This window comes from Halorubrum ejinorense (assembly GCF_055389685.1).
In genome coordinates, this window is record NZ_AP043777.1 from 2,098,617 (window position 1) to 2,117,822 (window position 19,206).

The 19,206-nt window shown below is 69.6% G+C and carries 18 protein-coding genes; 6 read left to right on the forward strand and 12 right to left on the reverse strand.

Features of this window, described 5'->3' with window-relative positions; genetic code table 11:
* Positions 1–76: 76 nt before the first annotated feature.
* On the forward strand, positions 77–658 hold the full coding sequence (locus ACZ5KW_RS11870; protein WP_343776642.1) for a GNAT family N-acetyltransferase: 582 nt from the start codon (positions 77–79) through the stop codon (positions 656–658).
* A 39-nt stretch (positions 659–697) separates the two neighbouring features.
* Here ACZ5KW_RS11870 and trpB read toward each other — a convergent pair whose 3' ends face one another.
* The gene (gene trpB / locus ACZ5KW_RS11875; protein ID WP_343776644.1) at positions 698–1,861 is read right to left on the reverse strand and encodes a tryptophan synthase subunit beta; all 1,164 of its coding nucleotides are present in this window, start codon (positions 1,859–1,861) and stop codon (positions 698–700) included.
* 122 nt (positions 1,862–1,983) lie between these two features.
* Here trpB and ACZ5KW_RS11880 point away from each other — a divergent pair, with 122 nt between their 5' ends.
* On the forward strand, positions 1,984–2,547 hold the full coding sequence (locus ACZ5KW_RS11880) for a hypothetical protein (protein WP_343776646.1): 564 nt from the start codon (positions 1,984–1,986) through the stop codon (positions 2,545–2,547).
* Here the strand turns inward: ACZ5KW_RS11880 and ACZ5KW_RS11885 are convergent.
* The 7 genes from ACZ5KW_RS11885 to ACZ5KW_RS11915 form a co-directional block, all read right to left on the reverse strand.
* Positions 2,500–2,805: a hypothetical protein gene (locus ACZ5KW_RS11885; protein WP_343776648.1), complete on the reverse strand. Its 306-nt coding sequence runs from the start codon at positions 2,803–2,805 to the stop codon at positions 2,500–2,502. The two genes, ACZ5KW_RS11880 and ACZ5KW_RS11885, sit on opposite strands and share 48 nt — an antisense overlap.
* A gap of 61 nt (positions 2,806–2,866) precedes the next feature.
* Positions 2,867–4,309: a carotenoid oxygenase family protein gene (locus ACZ5KW_RS11890; protein ID WP_343776650.1), complete on the reverse strand. Its 1,443-nt coding sequence runs from the start codon at positions 4,307–4,309 to the stop codon at positions 2,867–2,869.
* Between the two features lie 126 nt (positions 4,310–4,435).
* Positions 4,436–5,788, reverse strand: coding sequence for a glutamate-5-semialdehyde dehydrogenase (locus ACZ5KW_RS11895; RefSeq protein ID WP_343776652.1), 1,353 nt, complete (start codon positions 5,786–5,788; stop codon positions 4,436–4,438).
* Positions 5,781–6,656, reverse strand: coding sequence for a glutamate 5-kinase (gene proB / locus ACZ5KW_RS11900; RefSeq protein ID WP_343776654.1), 876 nt, complete (start codon positions 6,654–6,656; stop codon positions 5,781–5,783). Before proB ends, ACZ5KW_RS11895 begins: the two co-directional genes overlap by 8 nt.
* A complete protein-coding gene (proC, locus tag ACZ5KW_RS11905) occupies positions 6,649–7,392 on the reverse strand; it encodes a pyrroline-5-carboxylate reductase (protein WP_464388589.1) in 744 nt (247 codons plus the stop codon). Before proC ends, proB begins: the two co-directional genes overlap by 8 nt.
* A gap of 121 nt (positions 7,393–7,513) precedes the next feature.
* Positions 7,514–8,560 carry a glycosyltransferase family 4 protein gene (locus tag ACZ5KW_RS11910; protein WP_343776658.1) on the reverse strand — a complete coding sequence of 349 codons (1,047 nt, stop codon included), beginning with the start codon at positions 8,558–8,560 and terminating at the stop codon, positions 7,514–7,516.
* A gap of 37 nt (positions 8,561–8,597) precedes the next feature.
* Positions 8,598–9,458, reverse strand: coding sequence for a hypothetical protein (locus ACZ5KW_RS11915; protein ID WP_343776660.1), 861 nt, complete (start codon positions 9,456–9,458; stop codon positions 8,598–8,600).
* A gap of 151 nt (positions 9,459–9,609) precedes the next feature.
* Here ACZ5KW_RS11915 and ACZ5KW_RS11920 point away from each other — a divergent pair, with 151 nt between their 5' ends.
* A complete protein-coding gene (locus tag ACZ5KW_RS11920) occupies positions 9,610–10,623 on the forward strand; it encodes a lysylphosphatidylglycerol synthase transmembrane domain-containing protein (RefSeq protein WP_343776662.1) in 1,014 nt (337 codons plus the stop codon).
* A gap of 19 nt (positions 10,624–10,642) precedes the next feature.
* Here the strand turns inward: ACZ5KW_RS11920 and ACZ5KW_RS11925 are convergent, their stop codons facing one another.
* From ACZ5KW_RS11925 to ACZ5KW_RS11935, 3 genes are read right to left on the reverse strand one after another with little or no spacing between them, the layout of a single operon-like run.
* Complete coding sequence (locus tag ACZ5KW_RS11925; protein WP_343776664.1) at positions 10,643–12,085, reverse strand: pentapeptide repeat-containing protein; 1,443 nt, start codon at positions 12,083–12,085, stop codon at positions 10,643–10,645.
* Positions 12,086–12,144: 59 nt separating this feature from the next.
* The gene (locus ACZ5KW_RS11930) at positions 12,145–13,902 is read right to left on the reverse strand and encodes a DUF2070 family protein (RefSeq protein WP_343776666.1); all 1,758 of its coding nucleotides are present in this window, start codon (positions 13,900–13,902) and stop codon (positions 12,145–12,147) included.
* A complete protein-coding gene (locus ACZ5KW_RS11935) occupies positions 13,903–14,967 on the reverse strand; it encodes a glycosyltransferase (protein ID WP_343776668.1) in 1,065 nt (354 codons plus the stop codon).
* A 260-nt stretch (positions 14,968–15,227) separates the two neighbouring features.
* On the opposite strand from ACZ5KW_RS11935, the gene ACZ5KW_RS11940 reads away from it, so the two are divergent.
* Positions 15,228–16,688 (forward strand): NAD(P)H-hydrate dehydratase, encoded by a 1,461-nt coding sequence (locus ACZ5KW_RS11940; RefSeq protein ID WP_343776670.1) that lies wholly within the window; start codon positions 15,228–15,230, stop codon positions 16,686–16,688.
* Positions 16,678–17,205, forward strand: a complete 528-nt coding sequence (gene moaC / locus ACZ5KW_RS11945; protein WP_343776672.1) for a cyclic pyranopterin monophosphate synthase MoaC — start codon at positions 16,678–16,680, stop codon at positions 17,203–17,205. The genes ACZ5KW_RS11940 and moaC overlap by 11 nt, the downstream gene beginning before the upstream one ends.
* 9 nt (positions 17,206–17,214) lie before the next feature.
* On the opposite strand, the gene ACZ5KW_RS11950 is transcribed toward moaC, so the two are convergent.
* Entirely contained in the window at positions 17,215–18,399 is a 1,185-nt protein-coding gene (locus ACZ5KW_RS11950) for a glycine cleavage system aminomethyltransferase GcvT (protein ID WP_343776674.1), read from the reverse strand.
* A 132-nt stretch (positions 18,400–18,531) separates the two neighbouring features.
* On the opposite strand from ACZ5KW_RS11950, the gene ACZ5KW_RS11955 reads away from it, so the two are divergent.
* A complete protein-coding gene (locus ACZ5KW_RS11955) occupies positions 18,532–19,194 on the forward strand; it encodes a S26 family signal peptidase (protein ID WP_343776676.1) in 663 nt (220 codons plus the stop codon).
* Positions 19,195–19,206 lie beyond the last annotated feature (12 nt).

The following is a 19,206-nucleotide window of genomic DNA, read 5'->3' on the forward strand; positions in this document are numbered from 1 at the left end:
GGTTCGCTCCGTCGAGACGACCGGCCGCTGGATCGATCGGTATCGGTATGTGTGAACCGACGCGACGGTCTATGAGATGGAACCGACTGGCCTAGGGTTCCGGTCGTACAAGCCGCCGGACGACGACGCGATCTGGGAACTCCACCGGTGGGCGATGCGCGAGACCGGCGTCGACCCAGACGACGTCCCCGGGACGGACGACCTCCGGTCCGTCAGATCGTCGTACCTCGATTCCGGCGGGGCGTTCGTCGTCGGCGTCGCCGACTCGTCGCCGGAAGAGGACGCGGGAGCGGCCGCGCCGGCGGACTGGGCCGGCGAGACGGCGGGTGAGGCGCTGACCACGCACGACGGCGTCGTCGTCGCGATGGGCGGCTTCCTGCCCAACGGCGAGGGCCACGCGGACGAGCGCGACCGCCCCGGGGCGGCGGAGCTCCACCGGATGCGAGTCGCGCCGCCGTGCCAGCGACGAGGAATCGGTCGGGCCCTCATCGGAGAGTTGGAGCGCCGCGCGGCGGCCGCCGAGTTCGAGTCGCTGCTGGCGACGACGTCGACGCGGCAGTCGGCGGCCACCTCGTTTTATCCCGACAACGGGTACGAGGAGGTCGGCCGCTCCACGGCCGGGGCGTACGAACTCGTCCACTACGAGAAACGGCTGTGAGGCGGCTGGGGGTGACGGGCCGCTAGCTCCGGGGCGGTCTCAGTCCCCGAGGTCGAAGTGCTCGGCCGCCGTCTGCATGTCCTTGTCCCCGCGGCCACAGAGGTTGACCAATATCGTGTCGTGCCGGTCGGCCTCGGCGAGCTTGGCGGCGAGCGCGAGCGCGTGCGCCGGTTCCAGCGCCGGGATGATGCCCTCGGCCTCGCTCAGTTCGCGGAAGGCGGCCAGCGCCTCCTCGTCGGAGACGGCGTGGTACTCGGCGCGCCCCATCTCCTGGAGCGCGGCGTGCTCCGGGCCGATCGCCGGGTAGTCGAGCCCCGCCGATATCGAGTGGTTGCGGGTGTCCTCGCCGATGGTCTTCGTCTTCATCCCCTGGAAGATCTGCGGCTCGTCCTGCGCCGTGCGGGACAGCGGGGCGGAGTGGTTCGACTCGTCTTTGCCGCCCGGCTCGGCCCCGTAGAAGGCCACGTCGTCGTCTTTGAACGCGTGCCAGAGGCCGATCGAGTTCGAACCGCCGCCGACGCAGGCGACGCAGGCGTCGGGGAGGTCGCCGTGGAGCTCCTGAATCTGTTCGCGCGCCTCCTCGCCGATGACGGACTGGAACTCGCGCACCATCCGGGGGAACGGGTCGGGACCGACGACGCTCCCGACGAGGTAATGCGTCGAGTCGACGTTCTCGGCGAAGTCCTCCAGCGCGGCGTCGACGGCCTCGGCGAGCCCCTCGTTCCCGCGGTCGACCGGCTCGACGTCGGCGCCCATCAGCCGCATCCGGAACACGTTCATCTCCTGTCGCCGCATGTCGTGCCGGCCCATGTAGACGGTCGTCTCCATGTCCAGCAGCGCGCCGACCATCGCCGTCGCCGTGCCGTGTTGCCCGGCGCCCGTCTCGGCGATGAGCCGCTCTTTGCCCGCCCGTTTGGCCAACAGTCCCTGCCCGAGCGTGTTGTTGAGCTTGTGGGCGCCGCCGTGGAGCAGGTCCTCGTGTTTCAGGTAAATGTCGGCGCCGTACCGCTCGCTCAGCGTTTCCGCGTGGAACACCGGCGTCGGGCGTCCCGCGAAGTGTTCCAACAGGTCGCGGAACTCGGCCATGAACTCCGGATCCGAGACCGCGGCCTCATAGGCCGCCGCTAACTCGTCCAGCGGCTCTTCGAGCGGTTCCGGAACGTGTCGACCACCGAACTCACCGAACTCACCGGGTGTCGCCATATTCGATACAGACGCGTGAATAATAAAAAAACGCGGTGACCCCGTGGCGGTGGGGCGACCGCGAGCGCGACGACCGTGAACTTCTTGAGAGCCGAGCGGGTCCACGTGATCTGTCACCACGTATGTCGACGCGCCTCACCGACTCGGTCTCGGCCGGGCTCGCAGCGGCGGCCGTCTGGCTGAGCGGGCGACGGAGCGGGCGCACGCCGCGTACGCTGTTGCGTCCCGCTCCGTTCGCCGTCGGCGTCGCGAGCGCGATCGGCGTCGAAATCGCCTTCGCCCGGTGGCCGGAGCGCCTGGGACGGCTGTGGCGGCGGCCGGCGGTTCGCGTCGCCTCGCCGCTCGCGCTCGTCGTCGGGACGCTCCTCTTAGACCGTCGCGGCCCCGGGACGGCCCACCCGTTGACGCTCGGCGGGCTGGCGGGGTATTTCGGGCTGCTGGTCGGGATACTGTCTGGTCTCGTGCCGGAGCCGAGGACGTGGTTCTCGGACGGGTTCCGCCCCTATTCGAGGGCGAGGTCGGACGGCGACCAGCGCGCCGAGCCGAACGCTCGCTCGGAGCCGAGCGCTCGCCGACGCGTCGCTCCGTCGGTTGCGGCCGTCGCTGAGTCCGCTGTCCGGTCGCTGACGGCGATCAGCTCAAGGGCGGTCGCGCACGTCGGTGCTCGTGTCGACACTGATCCGTAGCTTGTCGGTCCCCCGGATCCACTCGAGGTAGCCGTCGAGGCGGTCGGCGGAACGGAGCGCGTCGATCGTGTCGTAATCGGCCCTGAGCTCCGCGTTCGTGAAGACGGCGTGGACCTGATCGTGACACGGCCGACAGAGCAGTACCGTCGGGCTCGTGGCGCGCTCCTCCGGCCGCAGGTGGTGTTCTTGAACGACCTGCGGGTCCGGGATCCGCTCGTCGCGGACGACGCGTCGACAGAGGGCACACGTCGTGGGCACGGACGCGGCTAGGGGTTCGGCGCGGATAACTGCTGCCCGCGGCCGGCGGCGAAAACACCGCTCAGTTCATGCTCCGACCGGGGAAAGACGGGCCGTAGAACTGGCCGTGGAACCCGTACGGAAGTCGGTGCGGGAGCCGTGCCCGTCCGCGTTCGCTGAGGGTCTCGGCGTCGAGACACACGAGGTCCGAACGGTTCGCGTCAGGCTTGAGCACCACCGAGAGCAACACGCCGTCGTCCTCGCCGGCCGAGTCGGGGGCCGGCACGAACAGCGGTTCGCCCGGGTGCGCGCCCGTCTCGCGCCAGCGGCGGACCGTGCCGCGCTCGACGTCGACCTTCGTGACGTCCGTCGGCAGGCTCGACCCCCCGTCCGTCTCCGCGAGGTAGACGTACCGGTGCGGCTCGCCGTTCACGGCTCGGTAGTTGATGACTGGGAACTCGACCGGTCCGCGGTGGAGCCGCTCGCGCTCGGCGTCGCCGCCGTCGAGGGGGAGCGTGTAGCGGTAGAGGTCGCCCCTCGGTAGGTCCGGATCGCCGCTCCGTAGGTTCGACAGTTCGAGCCCGGAGACGGCGCGCTCGTCCTCGAACGCGACGAGGTCGACGACGACCTCGCCGTCGCGCTCGTAGGCGTTCGCGTGGTGGTAGACGAACGCCGGAGGTGCCGTCACCGTCGCCTCGCGGGCGCCCGTCTCGCGGTCGAGGACGAGGAAGCGAAGCGGGGCGTCTAAGGCTTCGAACGCGTCGAGGAACGTCTCCTTGGTCACTGCGCCGCGCAGGAGGCGAGCCGTGTCGAGTCCGAACGCGTTCACCGTGACTACGGCGTACCGCTCGGTCAGCGCGAACGAGTGGATGTACGGTGCCGCCTCGAACCGGAGCCGCGTCAGGGGAGTCGGTTCGCCGCCGTCACCGGGCCGACGGAACAGCGTGTAGACGGTCTCGCGACCGTAGGAGACGCCGAGGTTGTAGAACGCGTCCTCCTCGCGGTCGTAGTGGACGTGCGCGAGCGTGAGGTCGCTGTCGAGCCCCGCCGTGAGGTCCGTGCGGCCGGTCGTCTCGAGCGTGTCGAGGTCGATCGTCAGCGCGGTCGGGGACTCGGTGACGGCGGCGACCTCGTCGCCCAGGCGCTGGACGCCGATGACGGGGTTGTCGGGGAACGTCCCGTCGAGGACCTGTCGGAGTCGCGTCCAGACGGGCCGGTCCGGCGGCGTCCCGGGGAACGGCGTGCGGACGCCGCCGCCGTCCTCCGCGAACTCGTAGTCGCGACTACGAACGAACCGGTTCGCGTACGTCACGTCGCCGTCGTCGATCCGGAACCGGCGTATCATCGCCAGCGGGTCGAACCAGTGGCGCAGCGACGTGTCGCCGGCCTCGAACCGCCCCGGACCGTTGCCGACGAGGTCACCGGTGAGCCAGTCCGGGAACGAGCCGTCGACCGGTAATCGGGCGTCGTCGACCTCCTCGCGCTGCGTGCGGAAGCCCGCTCGGTAATCGTCAGGCGTGGTCACACCTGACAATACGCCCGAGACGCCCTAGTAGCATCGGTGCTGCTCCCGGACTCCGACACTTCCCGCGTCGTCGCGGAGCGCTCGCACCGGCGCGAGCGACGTCGAGACGGCTGGAGAGAGAACGAGTTACCGGTCCGACAGCCGCCCGGGCGTCCACTCCGCGCCGTCGAGTTCGCGGTGCGTGAACGGGGCCGCGTCCTCGCCGCTGTAGCTCGCGACGAGGTGGCCGTCGCCCTCGAGGTAGTACTTGTAGGTCGTGAGTCCCGCCAGACCGACCGGACCGCGGGCGTGGATCTTGCCCGTCGAGATGCCGACCTCCGCGCCCAGCCCGTACCGGTAGCCGTCGGCGAACCGGGTCGAGGCGTTGTGGAAGACGCTCGCGGCGTCGACGCCGGTCATGAACGTCTCGGCCGTGTCGGAGTCCTCGGTGAGGATCGACTCGGTGTGTTTCGAGCCGTGCTCGTTGACGTGCTCGACCGCGTCGTACACGTCGTCGACGACCGTGATCGACAGTTCGAGGTCCCCGTACTCCGTGTCCCAGTCGTCGGCGGTCGCGGGGTCGACGTCGACGACCTCGCGGGTGCGCTCGTCGCCGCGCAGTTCGACCCCGGCCGCCTCGTAGCGGTCGACGATCTCTGGGAGGAACTCGGCGGCGACCGACTCGTTCACGAGCAGCGTCTCGACCGCGTTACACACCGCCGGATACTGGACCTTCGCGTCGAAGGCCACGTCCGCCGCCGTCTCCAGGTCGGCGTCCGCGTCGACGTACACGTGACAGATCCCCTCGGTGTGACCGAGGACCGGAATCTGCGTGTTCTCCTGGATGTAGGAGACGAACTCCGAGGAGCCGCGCGGCATGACCAGATCGACTCGGTCGTCGAGTTCGAGCAGCCGGTCGACCTCCTCGTGGGCCTCGATGTGCGCGGCCCAGCCGTCGGGCAGGTCGGCGGTCGCATCGACGATGGCCTCGTACAGGGCTCGGTTCGACTCGCTGGCCTCGCTGCCGCCCTTGAGGACGACCGCGTTGCCGGACTTCAGGGCGAGCGCGGCGATCTGGACCAGGGCGTCCGGCCGCGACTCGAAGACGGTCGCGACGACGCCGATCGGTACCGACACGCGGTACAGCTCCAGGTCCTCGTCGAGTTCGCGCGCCGCGAGCGTCTCGCCGAGGGGGTCGTCCTGTTCGGCGACCGACTCGACCATCGACGCGATCGACTCGACCTTCGTCTCGTCGAGCTTCAGGCGGTCGACTAGGGCCTGCGTGTACTCGCCGTCGGCGAGCATCGCCTCGGCCGCCTCGACGTCGGTGGCGTTCGCCGCCAGGATCGCTTCCTCCCGCTCGCGGATCGCGTCGGCGATCGACCGGAGCATCTCGTTCCGGGTCGCTTCGTCGACGTTCGCGAGCCGCAGGGCGGCGCGCTCCGCCCGCCGCGCCAGTTCGTCGGTGCCTCGTTCGAGGTCGGTGTCGGTCTCACTCATCGTCGTCACCCGTCTGGGGCACGAATAGCGTGCCCGTCGGCTTACCCGCTGCGATCCGCGCTAACACGTCGCGCTCCGCCGACCCGGCGATGATCGCAGGGATGCCGTGGCGGCTCACGTCGTGGGCGCCCTCGACTTTCGTTCGAATCCCGCCGAAGTCGGTCTCGGTGCCGTCCCCGACGATCTCCCGTAAGCGGTCGTAGCCGTCGTCGACCGCTTCGATCAGCTCCGCGTCGGCGTCGCGCTTCGGATTCCCGGTGTAGACGCCGTCGACGTCGGTGAGCGTCACGAGGAGGTCGGCGTCGAGCCCGATGGCGACCGACGCCGACAGCATGTCGTTGTCGCCGATCCGCAGCTCGTCGGTCGCCACGGCGTCGTTCTCGTTGACGACCGGGACGACGCCCCACGACAGCAGCGTCTCGACGGTGTTGGTGAAGTTGTCGAACCGCTCGGGGGCGTCGAGGTCGGTCCCGGTCACGAGGATCTGTGCCACGTCCTGGTCGAACCGCTCGAAGCTCTGCGTGTAGTGGCGCATCAGGAGCCCCTGACCGACCGTCGAGAGGGCCTGACTCTCCGCGATGGAGTCGACGCCGTCGCGCGACTCCGGCCCCACGTCGAGCCGCCCCGTCCCGGCGCCGACCGCCCCCGACGAGACCAACACGACCTCCGTTCCCCGCTCGCGGAGGTCCATCACGTCGGCGACGAGTTTGTCCAGCTTCACGCGGTCGAGCCGCGAGTCCGCGTCGGTCAGCGAGTTCGTCCCGGCCTTGACGATCACCCGGTCGGCGGCCGCCGCCCGCTCCCGAGCGGTCGCGACCCCCTCGGGGTCCGCCGACCCGACGCGTTCGACGCTCACGTCTTCAGCCATCGTCGAACGCCTCGGCGAGTTCGCGGGACCGGCGCTCGGCCGCCGCGACGGCGGCCTCGACCGCCGCGTCCGCGTCGCTGTCCCACAGCACGTCCATCCCCTCTATCGTCGTCCCGTTCGGCGAGCAGACCGCGTCGATCAGCTCGTCGACGCTCCGGTCGTCTCGCAGCACGGTCTCCGCGGCGCCCTTGAACGTCTGGGCGGCGAGCGTCTCCGCCTGCTCCGGGTCGAGCCCGCCGTCGATCCCGCCCTGTTTCATCGCGTCGATCAGGTAGAAGGCGAAGGCGGGGCCGCTGCCGTTGACCGCCGTCGAGACGTGCATCAGCGACTCGTCGACCTCGACGAACTCGCCGACGTCGTCGAGCATCGCCCGGACCTCGTCGGTGAGGCCGACGTTCGTCGCGGCCGCGGCCATGTCACCCGTCTCGGCCGCGAGGTTGGGCATGATCCGGACGACGGACGCGTCGGTCCGGTCGGCGACGAACTCGCGGGGGAGCCCAGCGGCCAGCGTCACGATCTGCTGGTCGGCCCGGAGGTCGAGGTCGTCGAGCACGGCCGGTGCCACGTCGGGCTTCACCGCGAGGACGACGATGTCCGCGTCGCGCGCGACCGCCACGTCGTCGGTCGTCTCGTCGGCCGCGTCCTCGACCGCGGCGAGCGCCTCGGGGTCGAGGTCGATCGCCGTGAGGTGATACCCCTCCGCGCGGGCGAGCCCCTTGAGCAGGGCCCCGCCCATGTTCCCACAACCGATTACGCTGACTCGAGTCATTTGCCTCTACGGAGACGGTAGCCCGACATACCAACTGCGGTTTTCGCAAATTTCCGATCGGCGCCGTTAGACGACCGTTCCGCGTCTCCTACGCCAACTCCGCGTACAGCGACCGGTACCGCTCCGCGATCGAATCGAGCGAGAACGCCTCGCTGCGCGCGGCGGCGTTCGCGCCGAGTTCCGCTCGCCGGTCGGCGTCGCGCAGTTCGTCGATGGCCGCGACGAACCCGTCCACGTCGTCGCCCGGCCCGTCGTCGACGCCACTGGCGTCGTTGTCCACGTCGTCGCCCGGCCCGTCGTCCCCGCCGCCCACTTTCAGGCAGTCCTCGCCGTCTTCGAGCCACGAGAACGTCTCGATGTCGCGGACGACGACCGGTTTCCCGGCCGCCATCGCCTCCAGCAACGCGATGCCCTCGTTCTCTTCGTGGGTCGGGAAACAGAACACGTCGCCCGCGGCGTACGCGCCCCGGACGTCGTCGACGAACCCGGTGAACGTACAGTTCTTCGGCGCTTCGTCGACGAGTCGCCTCGTCTCTCGACCCTTCAGCGAGCGGTCCATGTGGCCGAACCAGACGAAGTCGACGTCGGGCATCCGGTGGGCGGTCTCGACGAACGTCTCCAACCCCTTGCGCTTGATGACGTGGCCGACGAGGAACACCGTCGGCGGGGAGAGGTCGTAGCGCTCGCGGTACTCGGCTTCGAGCGACTCGAACCCCGCCAGCTTCTCGCGGTCGACGCCGTTCGAGACGACCGTCGTCGGCACGTCCGCGTACCCGCGGATGAGGTCCTGATTGTACTCGGAGGGACAGACGAGCAGGTCGGCGAGCCCGTACGCGCGCCGGAGGTACGGCTTCAGCGGTTTCGCGAGGGCGTTGGTAAAGCGGAAGCTGTCACCGAAGTCCTCGGCGGTGACGTGGGTGTGCGCCACGACGGGCACGCCGGCCTGCCGGGCGCGGCGCGCGTGCCAGACCGATCGCGGGCCCATCACGTTGAGGTGGAGGACGTCGGCGTCGAGGGTCGGCTCCGTCGTGTACTCGACCCCCACCCGGTCGAGCATCTTCCGCTGGTGGTCGACGGAGGCGGCGATGCCGCCGGTGACGTGCTCCTCGAACTCGAAGTAGTGGCTGACCTTCATCGGCGGAGGCGGGTGCGAGCGTGTCCGGGCCGCGCGCTTACTCGACTTCCAGCCACGGGACCTCCATCAGCGCGGGGATGTACGTCTCGATGTGGTGTTCCCAGACGCCCTCCTCGCCGAACGCCTCGCCGTGGTCGGCGGTGACGACCACGTCGCCGTCGAGCTCCTCGACGAGCTCCGACACGCTCTCTAAGGCAATTCGGAGGTTCTCCTCGTACATGCTCAGGGCCGTGACGCGGGTGCCGTCCTTCACGAGGTCCTTCGGGTCGAGTTCGAGCCAGAGTCCCGCCTTCTGGGCGAACTCGCTGTCGTCCAGTCGGCTCTCGATCTTCGGCCGAACCGTGTCGCTGAGCGAGGAGAGCAGCCCGCCGTCGTCGTCGCTTCCGCCGTCCTCCTCTCCCTGCTCTCTGATCCCCTTCTGGATCTGCTTGAGCTTCTGGCCCTTCCCGCGAGAGAGGTAGGGCGCGTGCGGTTGCATGTAGTGGAGGACGGTGCGGTCGGCGCGCTCGACGGCGTCCTGATTGCGGTGGAACGCGTCCGCGAGCCCCTCCGGCGGGACGGTCCCGAGGTCGTCGTCCCAGTCGCTCTTCCAGACGTCGTGGATGTCGCTGATGTGCTCGGAGGCCGTCCACTCGTAGTCGCAGCTCGCGCCCCACTTCAGCTCGTTCAGCGGGATCCCGAGGTCGTTGATGAAGGGGTTCCCGGAGAAGTACGCGATGTCGTGGTCGCCGGTGAACGTGCGGTAGGCCCACTCCGGCGTCGAGGAGCCGACGCTCTTCCGCTTTTCGAGCGTCCCGTCGAGGTACTCGTCGTACACGTCGGCGAACACGTCGTACCGGCACGCGTCGAGCACCAGACAGTAATCCCACTCCGACTCGAGGAACCGCTGATCTTCCATTAGGTGGGCCGTCGGCCCGCCGGTACGTATGTATTCTCATTCGGTTTCCGCGTGCGCGGCGGGCACGACCGACCGAACCCACCGGACCGGATCGCCCCGTCCCGCCGGCGCGAAGCAGACGTTTCAAGTTCGCTACCGCGTCACCACGTCTATGGAAGGCCCACAGCGGCGGGCGCTGATCCTCGGCGGCGCCGGGGCGGTGGCGCTCCTCGCCCTGCTCTTCGTCGTCGTCGGGGTCGATCGGGTCGTCGACGCGCTCGCGGCCGCGGACCCGCCCCTCGTCGTCGCGACCGCCGGACTCGGGCTCTGCTGGCTCGCCGCGTGGAGCCTCATGCTGCGCGCCGTGTTGGGCGCGCTCGACGTCCCCATGTCGCCCTGGACCGCGTTCCTCGTCTACAGCGGGGCGGCCTTCGCGAACAACGTCACCCCGTTCGGACAGGCGGGCGGCGAGCCGGTCGCCGCCGCGCTCATCTCGAAGGTGGGCGAGGCGCGCTACGAGACGGGGCTCGTCGGTATCGCGAGCGTCGACGTGCTCAACGTGGTCCCCTCGGTGTCGCTCGTGTTCCTCGGCGTCGGGTCGTACGCGGCCACCACGGCCGTGGGCGACCGCGTCGTCGTCGCCGTCGCGAGCGCGGTCGCGCTGATCGCCGCGATCGTGACGACCATCGCCGTCGTCTGGCGCTACCGCGTGGCGGTCGTCGACCGCGTTCCCGGCGCCGTCGGTCCCCTGCTCGGGCGCCTCGACCGGTTCGACGCCGAGACGATCGAGGCCGGCCTCGCCGACCGGCTGGGGAACTTCTTCGCCGACATCGAGCGCGTCGGCACCGACAGGCGGCGACTCGTCGGGATCGTCGCGCTGTCGCTGGTCGGCTGGCTCTTTCAGGCGGCCGCGCTCACGGTCGCGTTCGCCGCGATCGGCCACCCGATCTCCCCGCTAATCGCAGTGTTCGTCGTCCCGCTGTCGTACGTCGCGGGCGCGACGCCGCTCCCCGGCGGGCTCGGCGGCATCGAGGCCGCGCTCGTCGGCCTGCTCGTCCCGACGACCGGCGTCGCCGCCTCGTCGATCACCGCCGCCGTCTTAGTCTTCCGCGGCGCCGTCTACTGGATCCCGATGGTCATCGGGGGCGCGTCGGCGTCGGCGCTGGGCGTCAAGGCTTTCGAGTAGCGCGCAGAGCGTCTCGGTATCAGATGCGATCCCTATTGCTGAGTACGTAACCGAGCAAGATGATGAGTGCCGTCCCCAGATACGTCTCGACGAAAACTACTGCCTCCGTGAGCGCGCCGAAGACGATCCCGGCTACCTGCGGCGGATGGGGCGGCGATGTGACTAGCGTAACCACGCTGTAGTAAACACTTCCGCCCTCCCAGCCGCCGCCAACGGTCGGAACGACGGCGTACCAAGCGGTCGTCAGGGCAAACAACAGCGCCGTCAGTCCGAGGACTCGGGAGGCTCTGGTTCCGTACCCGGTCAATAGCCTGGATAGTGTCATCCCGACCCAAGCGACCAGCTGCCGACGATGGAATGCCTCCATCGTCCGTGCCTTTTTCTCCGAAAAACGGGCGCTGCGGGCGAGTCGGTCGATCCCCTTATCGCTGAACACTGACTTAAGATGGTGGTACGCTTTCGCAAGCGCGTCATAATGATCAGCGTCGTCAAGAGCCGGCGGCACGCCCCCGACGACGGCCTCACGGTCGATATCCGCGTCGTCAACGCTGACTCCACGGATGTCCGCTCGCAAGAGGTCGGCGCCTCGTAGGTTCGTCGTGGAGAAGTCAACCCCCCGCAGGTCCGCTTCGGCGAACCTAGTCTGTTTAAAACGTGTCCCCGACGGATCGGTACCGGATAAGTCCGCCCTAGACAGGTCTGCCTGACTGAAATTGGCTTCCGACAGGGTCGCACCACCGAACGTGGCTTCGGACAGGTCCGAGTCGATGAGAGACGCCCCAGAGAGATCAGCGTCGCCGAACTCTGCGCTCCCCGCGTCGGCTCGGATCACCCTCGCCTCTTGGAGCTCAGCTTCAAGCAAGTGTGCTTCTGAGAGGTCGGTGTAAAACATTCTGGCGTACGAAAGGTTCGCTCCAAAGAGATCGGCTTCCGACAGAACCGACCTGTTGAGCCGCGTTCGTTTTAAAATCGCCTCCGGTAGAAAAGCACCGTCAAGATTCGCCGAAGACAGATCGGCGTCGCTGAGGTCAGCTCCGGGCAGGTCAGCACCTTGTAATTCCGTCTTCGTGAGGTCGACTCCCGACAGGTTTGCCCCGGATAGGTCAGCGAAGGACAGATCCGCTTCGGAGAGAGATACCTCCTCGAGTTCCGCGTTCGAAAGGTCGCTCTCTCGCAACGCCACCTTGTCGAGGTTGACAGAGTCCTGAAGTTCGACGCCGGACATACACGCGCCGTCGAGTAGCACTTCGAACCGAGCGCTCTCTACCGTCTCGGGAAACCTGATCCGGCTCGTTCGGCCGTCTATCGACCCCGCCTCTACATCGGTCGTATGCCATACACACCGCGCCGCTTCTGTCGACGCCGTCTCCCTCCAACAGCAACTCTGCTGGTCCGGCGGCGTCCCTACTTCGTGGTCCTCTGGCCATGTGTACCCACACCGATCTATCGGCGGACCGGCCATAGTGAATATTAATGATCATTCGACAACAGCTTTTCGCAGCAACAACTTCCGTACCGCCCTCAGAAGAACAGCCACAACACGAGCAGCGCGTACAGCGTCACGAGGGAGATTACCGTCAGGCGGATGAGGATGTTGACGCTGAACACGAGTCCGTTGTAGTCGTTCTTGAGGAGCTTCACCGGCCCCGTCCGGCGGCTCGCGAGCCCGACGGTCGCGGGGGCGACGTCGTCGACGGCGCGGTCGATCGCGCGTTCGATGGCGTCGGTGTCTGACTCGCGCATGTTCGCCAGTTCGTGGATCGAGGCGTGGGTGTCCGTCGAGAAGGGGATCACCGCGTCGAACTCGTCGCGGTAGCGGTCGGCGGTCGCGCGCACGTCGGGCGTGAGCCCGTTCGTGTCGACGCCGATCCACAGCGTCTCCTCGCCGTCGACCGACTCGACGAACGCCAGCGCGTGCTGGTCCGCGTCCGCCAGCGCGAAGCCGGCGGCGTAGTCGCCGAGCGGGGCGTCAGCGAGCGTGTCGCGGAAGTCGTCGAACGCGCGCTTCAGCCGGTCCGCCCGGTCCGTGCCGTACTGGATCTCCACGTCGGGACCGTTCTGGATGTCGTGTCTGTGCTGGTCGACGAGGAGCACCTCGTCGTGGTCGACGTCGCGCATGAACACCCCGGTGTCGTAGTCGTCTATCCCCTCACCGTGGAGGACGATCACTTCCTTGTCGCCGATCCGACGCCCGTGGAATCGGATGTCCGCGTACCCCTCACGCTCGCCGTACGACTCGGTCACGAGCCGCGAGGCGCGGTCGGTGCGGTCCGGCTCCGCGACCGCGTCGAGGATCCGCTCCGCGTCCGCCGGGTTCGAGAGGTCCTCCTTGTGCGTACACGGGACGTGAAAGAAGAAGCCGGCCGAGCCCTCCGGCGGGTCCGCGCCGACGCGGTCGCCGCCGTCGCCGCCGTCGCCGCGCCTGCCGTCGTCTCCGCCGCCGTCGCTCCGCTCGCCGCGGTCGGCGTTCAGCGCGTCGATCACGTTTCCGCTCAACTGCCCCCCGCCGAACCCGCCGAGGGGACCGGGGTGGACCCACGGCGCGGCGAGCGTGAGCCGGTCGCCGTTGTCGACGGCGAACGTCTCCACGAACGGGCGGGCCTCGACGCCGAGGTCGAGCGATTCACGGTCGTTCCGGAGGAGGCCGGAGGTGAGTTCGAACGCGGAGACGTCGGTGTTGCTCTTGATGAGGTAGTCGACGACGACGAGGACCAAGACGAGAAAGCCCGCGGCGATGAGCAGCGAGGCGAACGCGAACACGTGTCGGTACGTCGTGAAACCGAAGTCGCTGCCGCCCAGCGCGTAGAACGCGCCGATCAGGGCGGCCGGCTCGACGAGCGACAGGAGGAGGATCCGGTCGGAGCGGTCGATGCCCGTCGAGACGACGAGGACGAGGATGTTGATCAGGTACAGCGTGATGAAGCTGAGCCAGATGATACTCCAGGCGTTCCCGACGTTGTTCGCGCCCGAGAGCACGAGCGCGTACACGAACAGGACGGACTGCGAGGTGAGCGCGAGGAAGTAGCTCCACGACCGCGGGTAGCCGTCGAGGACGCGCGGGAACAGTTCCGCGGCGACGGCGAAGGGGAGCAGGAAGATGAGCACCGCCACCGGAACGATCCGGGAGGGGTCCGGCGCGAACGGGGTGAAGAGCCAGATCGACGCGAACGTCGCGAGCCCGTACACCCCGCTGAGGCCGACGAGCGCCGCCGCCTGAACCCGTACCCCCGGGACGGAGAACACGAGCCGCTGGAAGGCGTCGACGTTGTCCGCGCCCATCTAGGCGGTCACCCCGTAGATCGATTCGAGCTCGTCTATCGTCTGTGACACGGAGAACCGCTCGACCGCGCTGCGAGTGTCCCTGTCGCGGTCGAGGCAGTCTCGGACCGCGCGCTCCATGTCGTCGAGGTCGTCCAGCGCGAAACGGGCCCCGTTCTCGGGGCCGATCGTCTCGTCGAACGGCGCGACGTCCGCGGCGGCGACGGGGGTGCCGCAGGCGTTCGCTTCCAGCGTCGAGAGGCCGAGGGTGTCGCAGGTCGACGCCGTGACGAAGACGTCGAGGGCGGCGTAGAAGTCGGGGAGGTCCGCTCGCGGCAGGAAGTCGTGGAACCGGACGTTCGCGGGCGCGTCGGCCTCCAACTCCGCGCGGACGGGCCCCTCCCCGACGAGTTCGAACCGGAGCTCCGGCAGTCGCTCCGCGAGCCGAAGGATCTCGTCGACGTTCTTCTTGCGGGTCATCCGGCCGCTGTACCCGACCACCGGGGCGTCGGCCGCCGTCGGGCCGCCGTCGGTCGCGAGCGCGTCGACGCGGGCGTTCCGTCGGGGCCGGAACCGGTCCATCTCGATGCCGACCGGCAGTCGGTACGGCTCCACGTCGCGGCGGATCCGAGAGGTCGAGGCCGTGACGCAGTCGAACGCGTTCAGAAAGCGGTTCTCGTAGGCGACGTACGCCTTGCCGGCGAGCGAGGCGAGCCGCTCGGACTTGAGGCCCTGAATGAAGTAGTCCTCGATCGGCGTGTGGTGGGTGTACACCGACGTGGCACCGTGCCGCTTCGCGTACCGGATCCCCATCAGGCCCGTCGAGGCCGGCCCGTGACAGTGGACGACGTCGAGGTCCGGCAGCGACGACAGGCGGCTGTAGGTCGGGAAGCGGTACTGGCGGTAGAATGGGTTCGGCAGCGACGGGACCGGTATCTCGTGATCGTCCGGGTCGTGGCTGCTCGCGGGGTACACGACGTACACGTCGTGGCCCCGCGCCTCGAGGCGCTCCCGCCACGCCTGAATGGTGTACGTGACGCCGTCGATCCCGGGAAAGTAGCTGTCGGTGAAGAAGCCGATTTTCATGATGGCGTCTGGTGGTGGAGGGGTCGCGGTCGGCCGCGCTCGTCGCGGCGGACTCGGAGTGGAGGGAACGCGCCGGTGAGGGCCGTCGAAGGGGCCGTTGCCGGGGTCGGCGCGTCGACCGATAGTGCCGATACCACAGTTGATCGCGGGTTCTCCACCGGACCGCTTCAACATTTTCATTTCCCGAGACGACCGGTTCGCCGGCGGGCGCACCGACCGCGACCCGCCCGCTTAATCGTCGGGCGCCCGAACCGACCCCCATGATCACGACCGACCGAATGGCGGCCGTCGACGCCAACGCGGCCGCGCTCGGCGTGCCCCGCAAACAGTTGATGGAGTCGTCCGGCAACGCCGTCGCCAGCGAGGTTCGAGCCGTCGCGGACCCGGGCGCGGCCGTTGCGCTGGTCTGCGGCCGCGGGAACAACGGCGGCGACGCGCTCGTCGCGGCGCGGTTCCTGTCGGCGTACGACGTCACCGTCCACCTGCTCGGGCGACCGGAGACGATCCGGACCGACATCGCCCGGGAGAACTGGGACGCGCTCGCGAGCGCCGAGATACCGACCGAGGCCGTCACCGACGCGAGCGAGTTCGACGTGACCGATCCCGGCGGTCGCGACCCCGAGGTCGTCGTCGACGCGATGCTCGGGTCCGGCGTCTCCGGCGGGCTCCGCGAGCCGGAACGCACGGCGGCGACCGCGATCAACGCCACCGACGCGACGGTGATAGCGGTCGACGTTCCCTCCGGTATCGACGCCGACACGGGCGACCCGACGGGGGAGGGCGATTCGGTCGCCGTCGACGCCGACCGCGTGGTGACGTTCCACGACGAGAAGCCGGGGCTGGCCGCGCTCGACGCCGCCGTCACGGTCGCGGACATCGGCATCCCGGCCGCGGCCGAGCGGTTCACCGGGCCCGGCGACCTCCTCGGTCTGGACCGCGACCCCGACTCGCACAAGGGGGACAACGGCGAGGTGCTCGTCGTCGGCGGCGGGCCGTACACCGGTGCGCCGACCCTCTCGGCGCTCGCCGCCCTCCGAGCGGGCGCGGACCTCGTCCGCGTGGCGTGCCCCGAGTCGGTCGCGAGCGCGGTTCAGGGGTTCTCGCCGAACGTCATCGTCCGGGCGCTCCCCGGGGACCGCCTCGGCCCGTCGCACGTCGACCGGGTCGCGTCGCTCGCGGCCGACAACGACGTGACGGTTGTCGGCCCCGGCCTCGGGACCGACGACGGGACCCGCGAGTTCGTCCACGAGTTCCTGACGGAGTACGCGGGACGCGCCGTCGTCGACGCCGACGCGCTCCGGGTGGTCCCCGAGGTCGACACCGACGCCGGCCTGATCTGTACGCCCCACCAAGGCGAACTCGTCGGCATGGGCGGCGAGACGGCGTCGGACCCGGACGAACGCGCCGAGTTGGTCCGCGCGTTCGCGACCGAGATAGGGGGGACGCTGCTCGTGAAGGGAGCGGTCGACGTCGTCTCCGACGGGGCGGCGGTCCGACTGAACCGCACCGGGAACCCGGGCATGACCGTCGGCGGGACCGGCGACGTGTTAGCGGGGACCGTCGGCGCGCTGGCGGCCGTCACCGACTCGTTCGGCGCGGCCGCGGCCGCCGCGTACGCAGTGGGGCGAGCCGGTGACGCCGCCGCCGACGCGAACGGCGCCGGACTGGTGGCGACGGACTTACCCGACCGGCTGCCGGAGGCGATGCGTAATGGCGAATGAACGGGACGAGGCGGGGTCCGGAGCGGGCGACGCTGACTCGCTGACCCACACCGACGACGACGGCGACGTTCAGATGGTCGACGTGGGCGACAAGCCCGATTCGAGCCGCCGGGCCGTCGCGCGCGGCGAGATCCGACTGACGCAGTCGACGGTCGCCGCGGTCGAGGCGGACGCGGTCGAGAAGGGCGACGTGCTCGCGACCGCGCGTATCGGGGCGGTTCAGGCCGTGAAACACACCTGGGAGACGATCCCCATGTGTCACCAGATACCGATCACCAACGTCGACACCGAGTTCGCCGTCGGCGACGACCGGATCGAGCTGTCCGTCGCGGTCGAGACCACCGGGAAGACGGGCTGTGAGATGGAGGCGTTAGAGGGGGTCACGACCGGACTCAACACCATCTGGGACATGGTGAAGGCGGCGGAGAAGGACGCCGACGGCGGCTACCCGGACACCCGTATCGCCGACGTCGAGGTCGTCGAGAAGCGGAAGCGGCGGGTCGAGTCGGCGGAGTGAGCGAGCGAGCTAGCGGTCGAGGAACGGCGGGATCACGACCTCGGCGCGCTTCTCGTCGCCGCGGACGACGACGCTGACCTCGGTCCCGGCCTCGGCGTAGGACTCGTGGAGGTAGCCCAGTCCGATCGGTTGATCGAGCGTGGGGCTCATCGTCCCCGAGGTCAGCTTTCCGACGCGCGTGAGGTCCCCGTCGGTCACGGCGTAGCCGCCGCGGGGGACGCCGCGCTCCGTGAGCCGGACCCCGACGAACCGTTCGGTGACGCCCTCCTCCTTCTGCGCCGCCAGCGCGTCGCGGCCGACGAACTCCGTGTCGAGGTCCACCACGAACCCGATATCCGCCTCATAGGGCGTGCGGGGCTCGTTCTCCGGGTCGAAGTCCTGACCGGAGAGGAGGAACCCCATCTCGGTGCGGAGCGTGTCGCGCGCGCCCAGTCCGCACGGCTGTGCGTCGCGCGGTTCCCCGACGAACGCGTCCCAGACCGGCTCGACCGCGTCGGCGGGACACATCACCTCGAAGCCGTCCTCACCGGTGTAGCCGGTGCGAGCGACCCAGCTCTCGACGCCCGCTACATGCGCGACGGTCGCCTCGAACTTCGAGAGGCCGACGACGCGGTCGGTCGGCGTCCCTTCGTCGAGGGCGTCGGCGGCGTCGGGGCCTTGGACCGCGAGCATCGCCCAGTCGTCGGTGACGTTGGCGACGGTCGCGTCGAGCCCCCACTCGTCGCGGTGGTCGACCCATCGCTCGGCGGTGTCCGCGTCGTGGCCCGCGTTGGGCACGAAGAGGTACGCCGGGTCGCCGTCGGGCGCGTCGAGGTCGACGACGTCGGTCCCCGATCGCTCGGCGAGCGACGGGGCCGCTTCGCCGGCCTCGGTCCCGTCGGGGAGCCGGTAGACGACCGTGTCGTCGAGCATCACGCCCTCCCCGTCGGTGATCGCGGCGTACTGGGAGTCGCCCGGGCCGAGCGCGCTCACGTCGTTCGTCGTGAGCCGGTTCATCAGCTCGGTCGCGTCCGGGCCGGCCACCTCGATTTCGCCCATGTGCGAGACGTCGAAGACGCCGAGCGACCCGCGGACCGCGGCGTGTTCCTCGCGGATCGAGTCGAACTCGACGGGCATCTGCCAGCCGCCGAAGTCGGTGAACTTCGCGCCGCGCGCGTCGTGGGCCTCGTGGAGCGGGGGGTACCGATCGGTCATACCTGACCCTCTCTCGGCCGAACCTAAGCTTTTGTGACATCGGGGAATCGCGGCCAGAGCGGCCCCCGGCCGAGCGGGGTCACGCGAACCTCGGGCGACAGGCTCAAGCGGTCGCCGGCCCCCCTATCGGCCGTGAGCAGCCCTCGCTCCGACCGCACCGCCGCGGTCGCGCCGGCGGTCGCCGTCCTCCTCGTCGCGGTGGTGATCGGCGCGCTCGTCGGGACGTGGCCCCCGTTCGTCGCGGTCGAGAGCGGCAGCATGACCCCGGCCGTCGAGCGCGGCGACCTCGTCGTCGTCACCGCGACCGACCGAGCCCCGTGGGGCGACCTCGCGGCGGCCACCGACCCCGACGCCCCCGAGCGCCTCGGCGGCGCCGGCGACGTGGTCGTGTACGCGGTGCCGGGCGCCGGGGGACGACCGGTGTTCCACCGGTTGGCGTTCCACGTCGACGCCGGCGAGGACTGGACGGAGCGGGCCGATCAGGACCTCCTCAGCGGCGACTGCGCGGAGTTGACGACCTGCCCGGCGCCGTACGACGGCTACGTCACGCACGGCGACGCGAACGAGCTGTACGACCAGAGCGCCGGGATCGCCCCCGTCGTCCGCGAGGAGTGGATCGCGGGGAAAGCGCTGTTCGCGGTGCCGAACCTCGGCTGGGCGCGGGTGGGGGTCGACGCGGCGGCCGCGCGGTACGGGGGCGTGGCGACCGCCGTCGTCGTCGTCGGCATCGCGGGGCTCGCCGGCGGGGTCGGCGCGCTGGTCGTCGGGAGAGTACGGCACGGAAAACGACGGTAGGTCGGCGGTGTG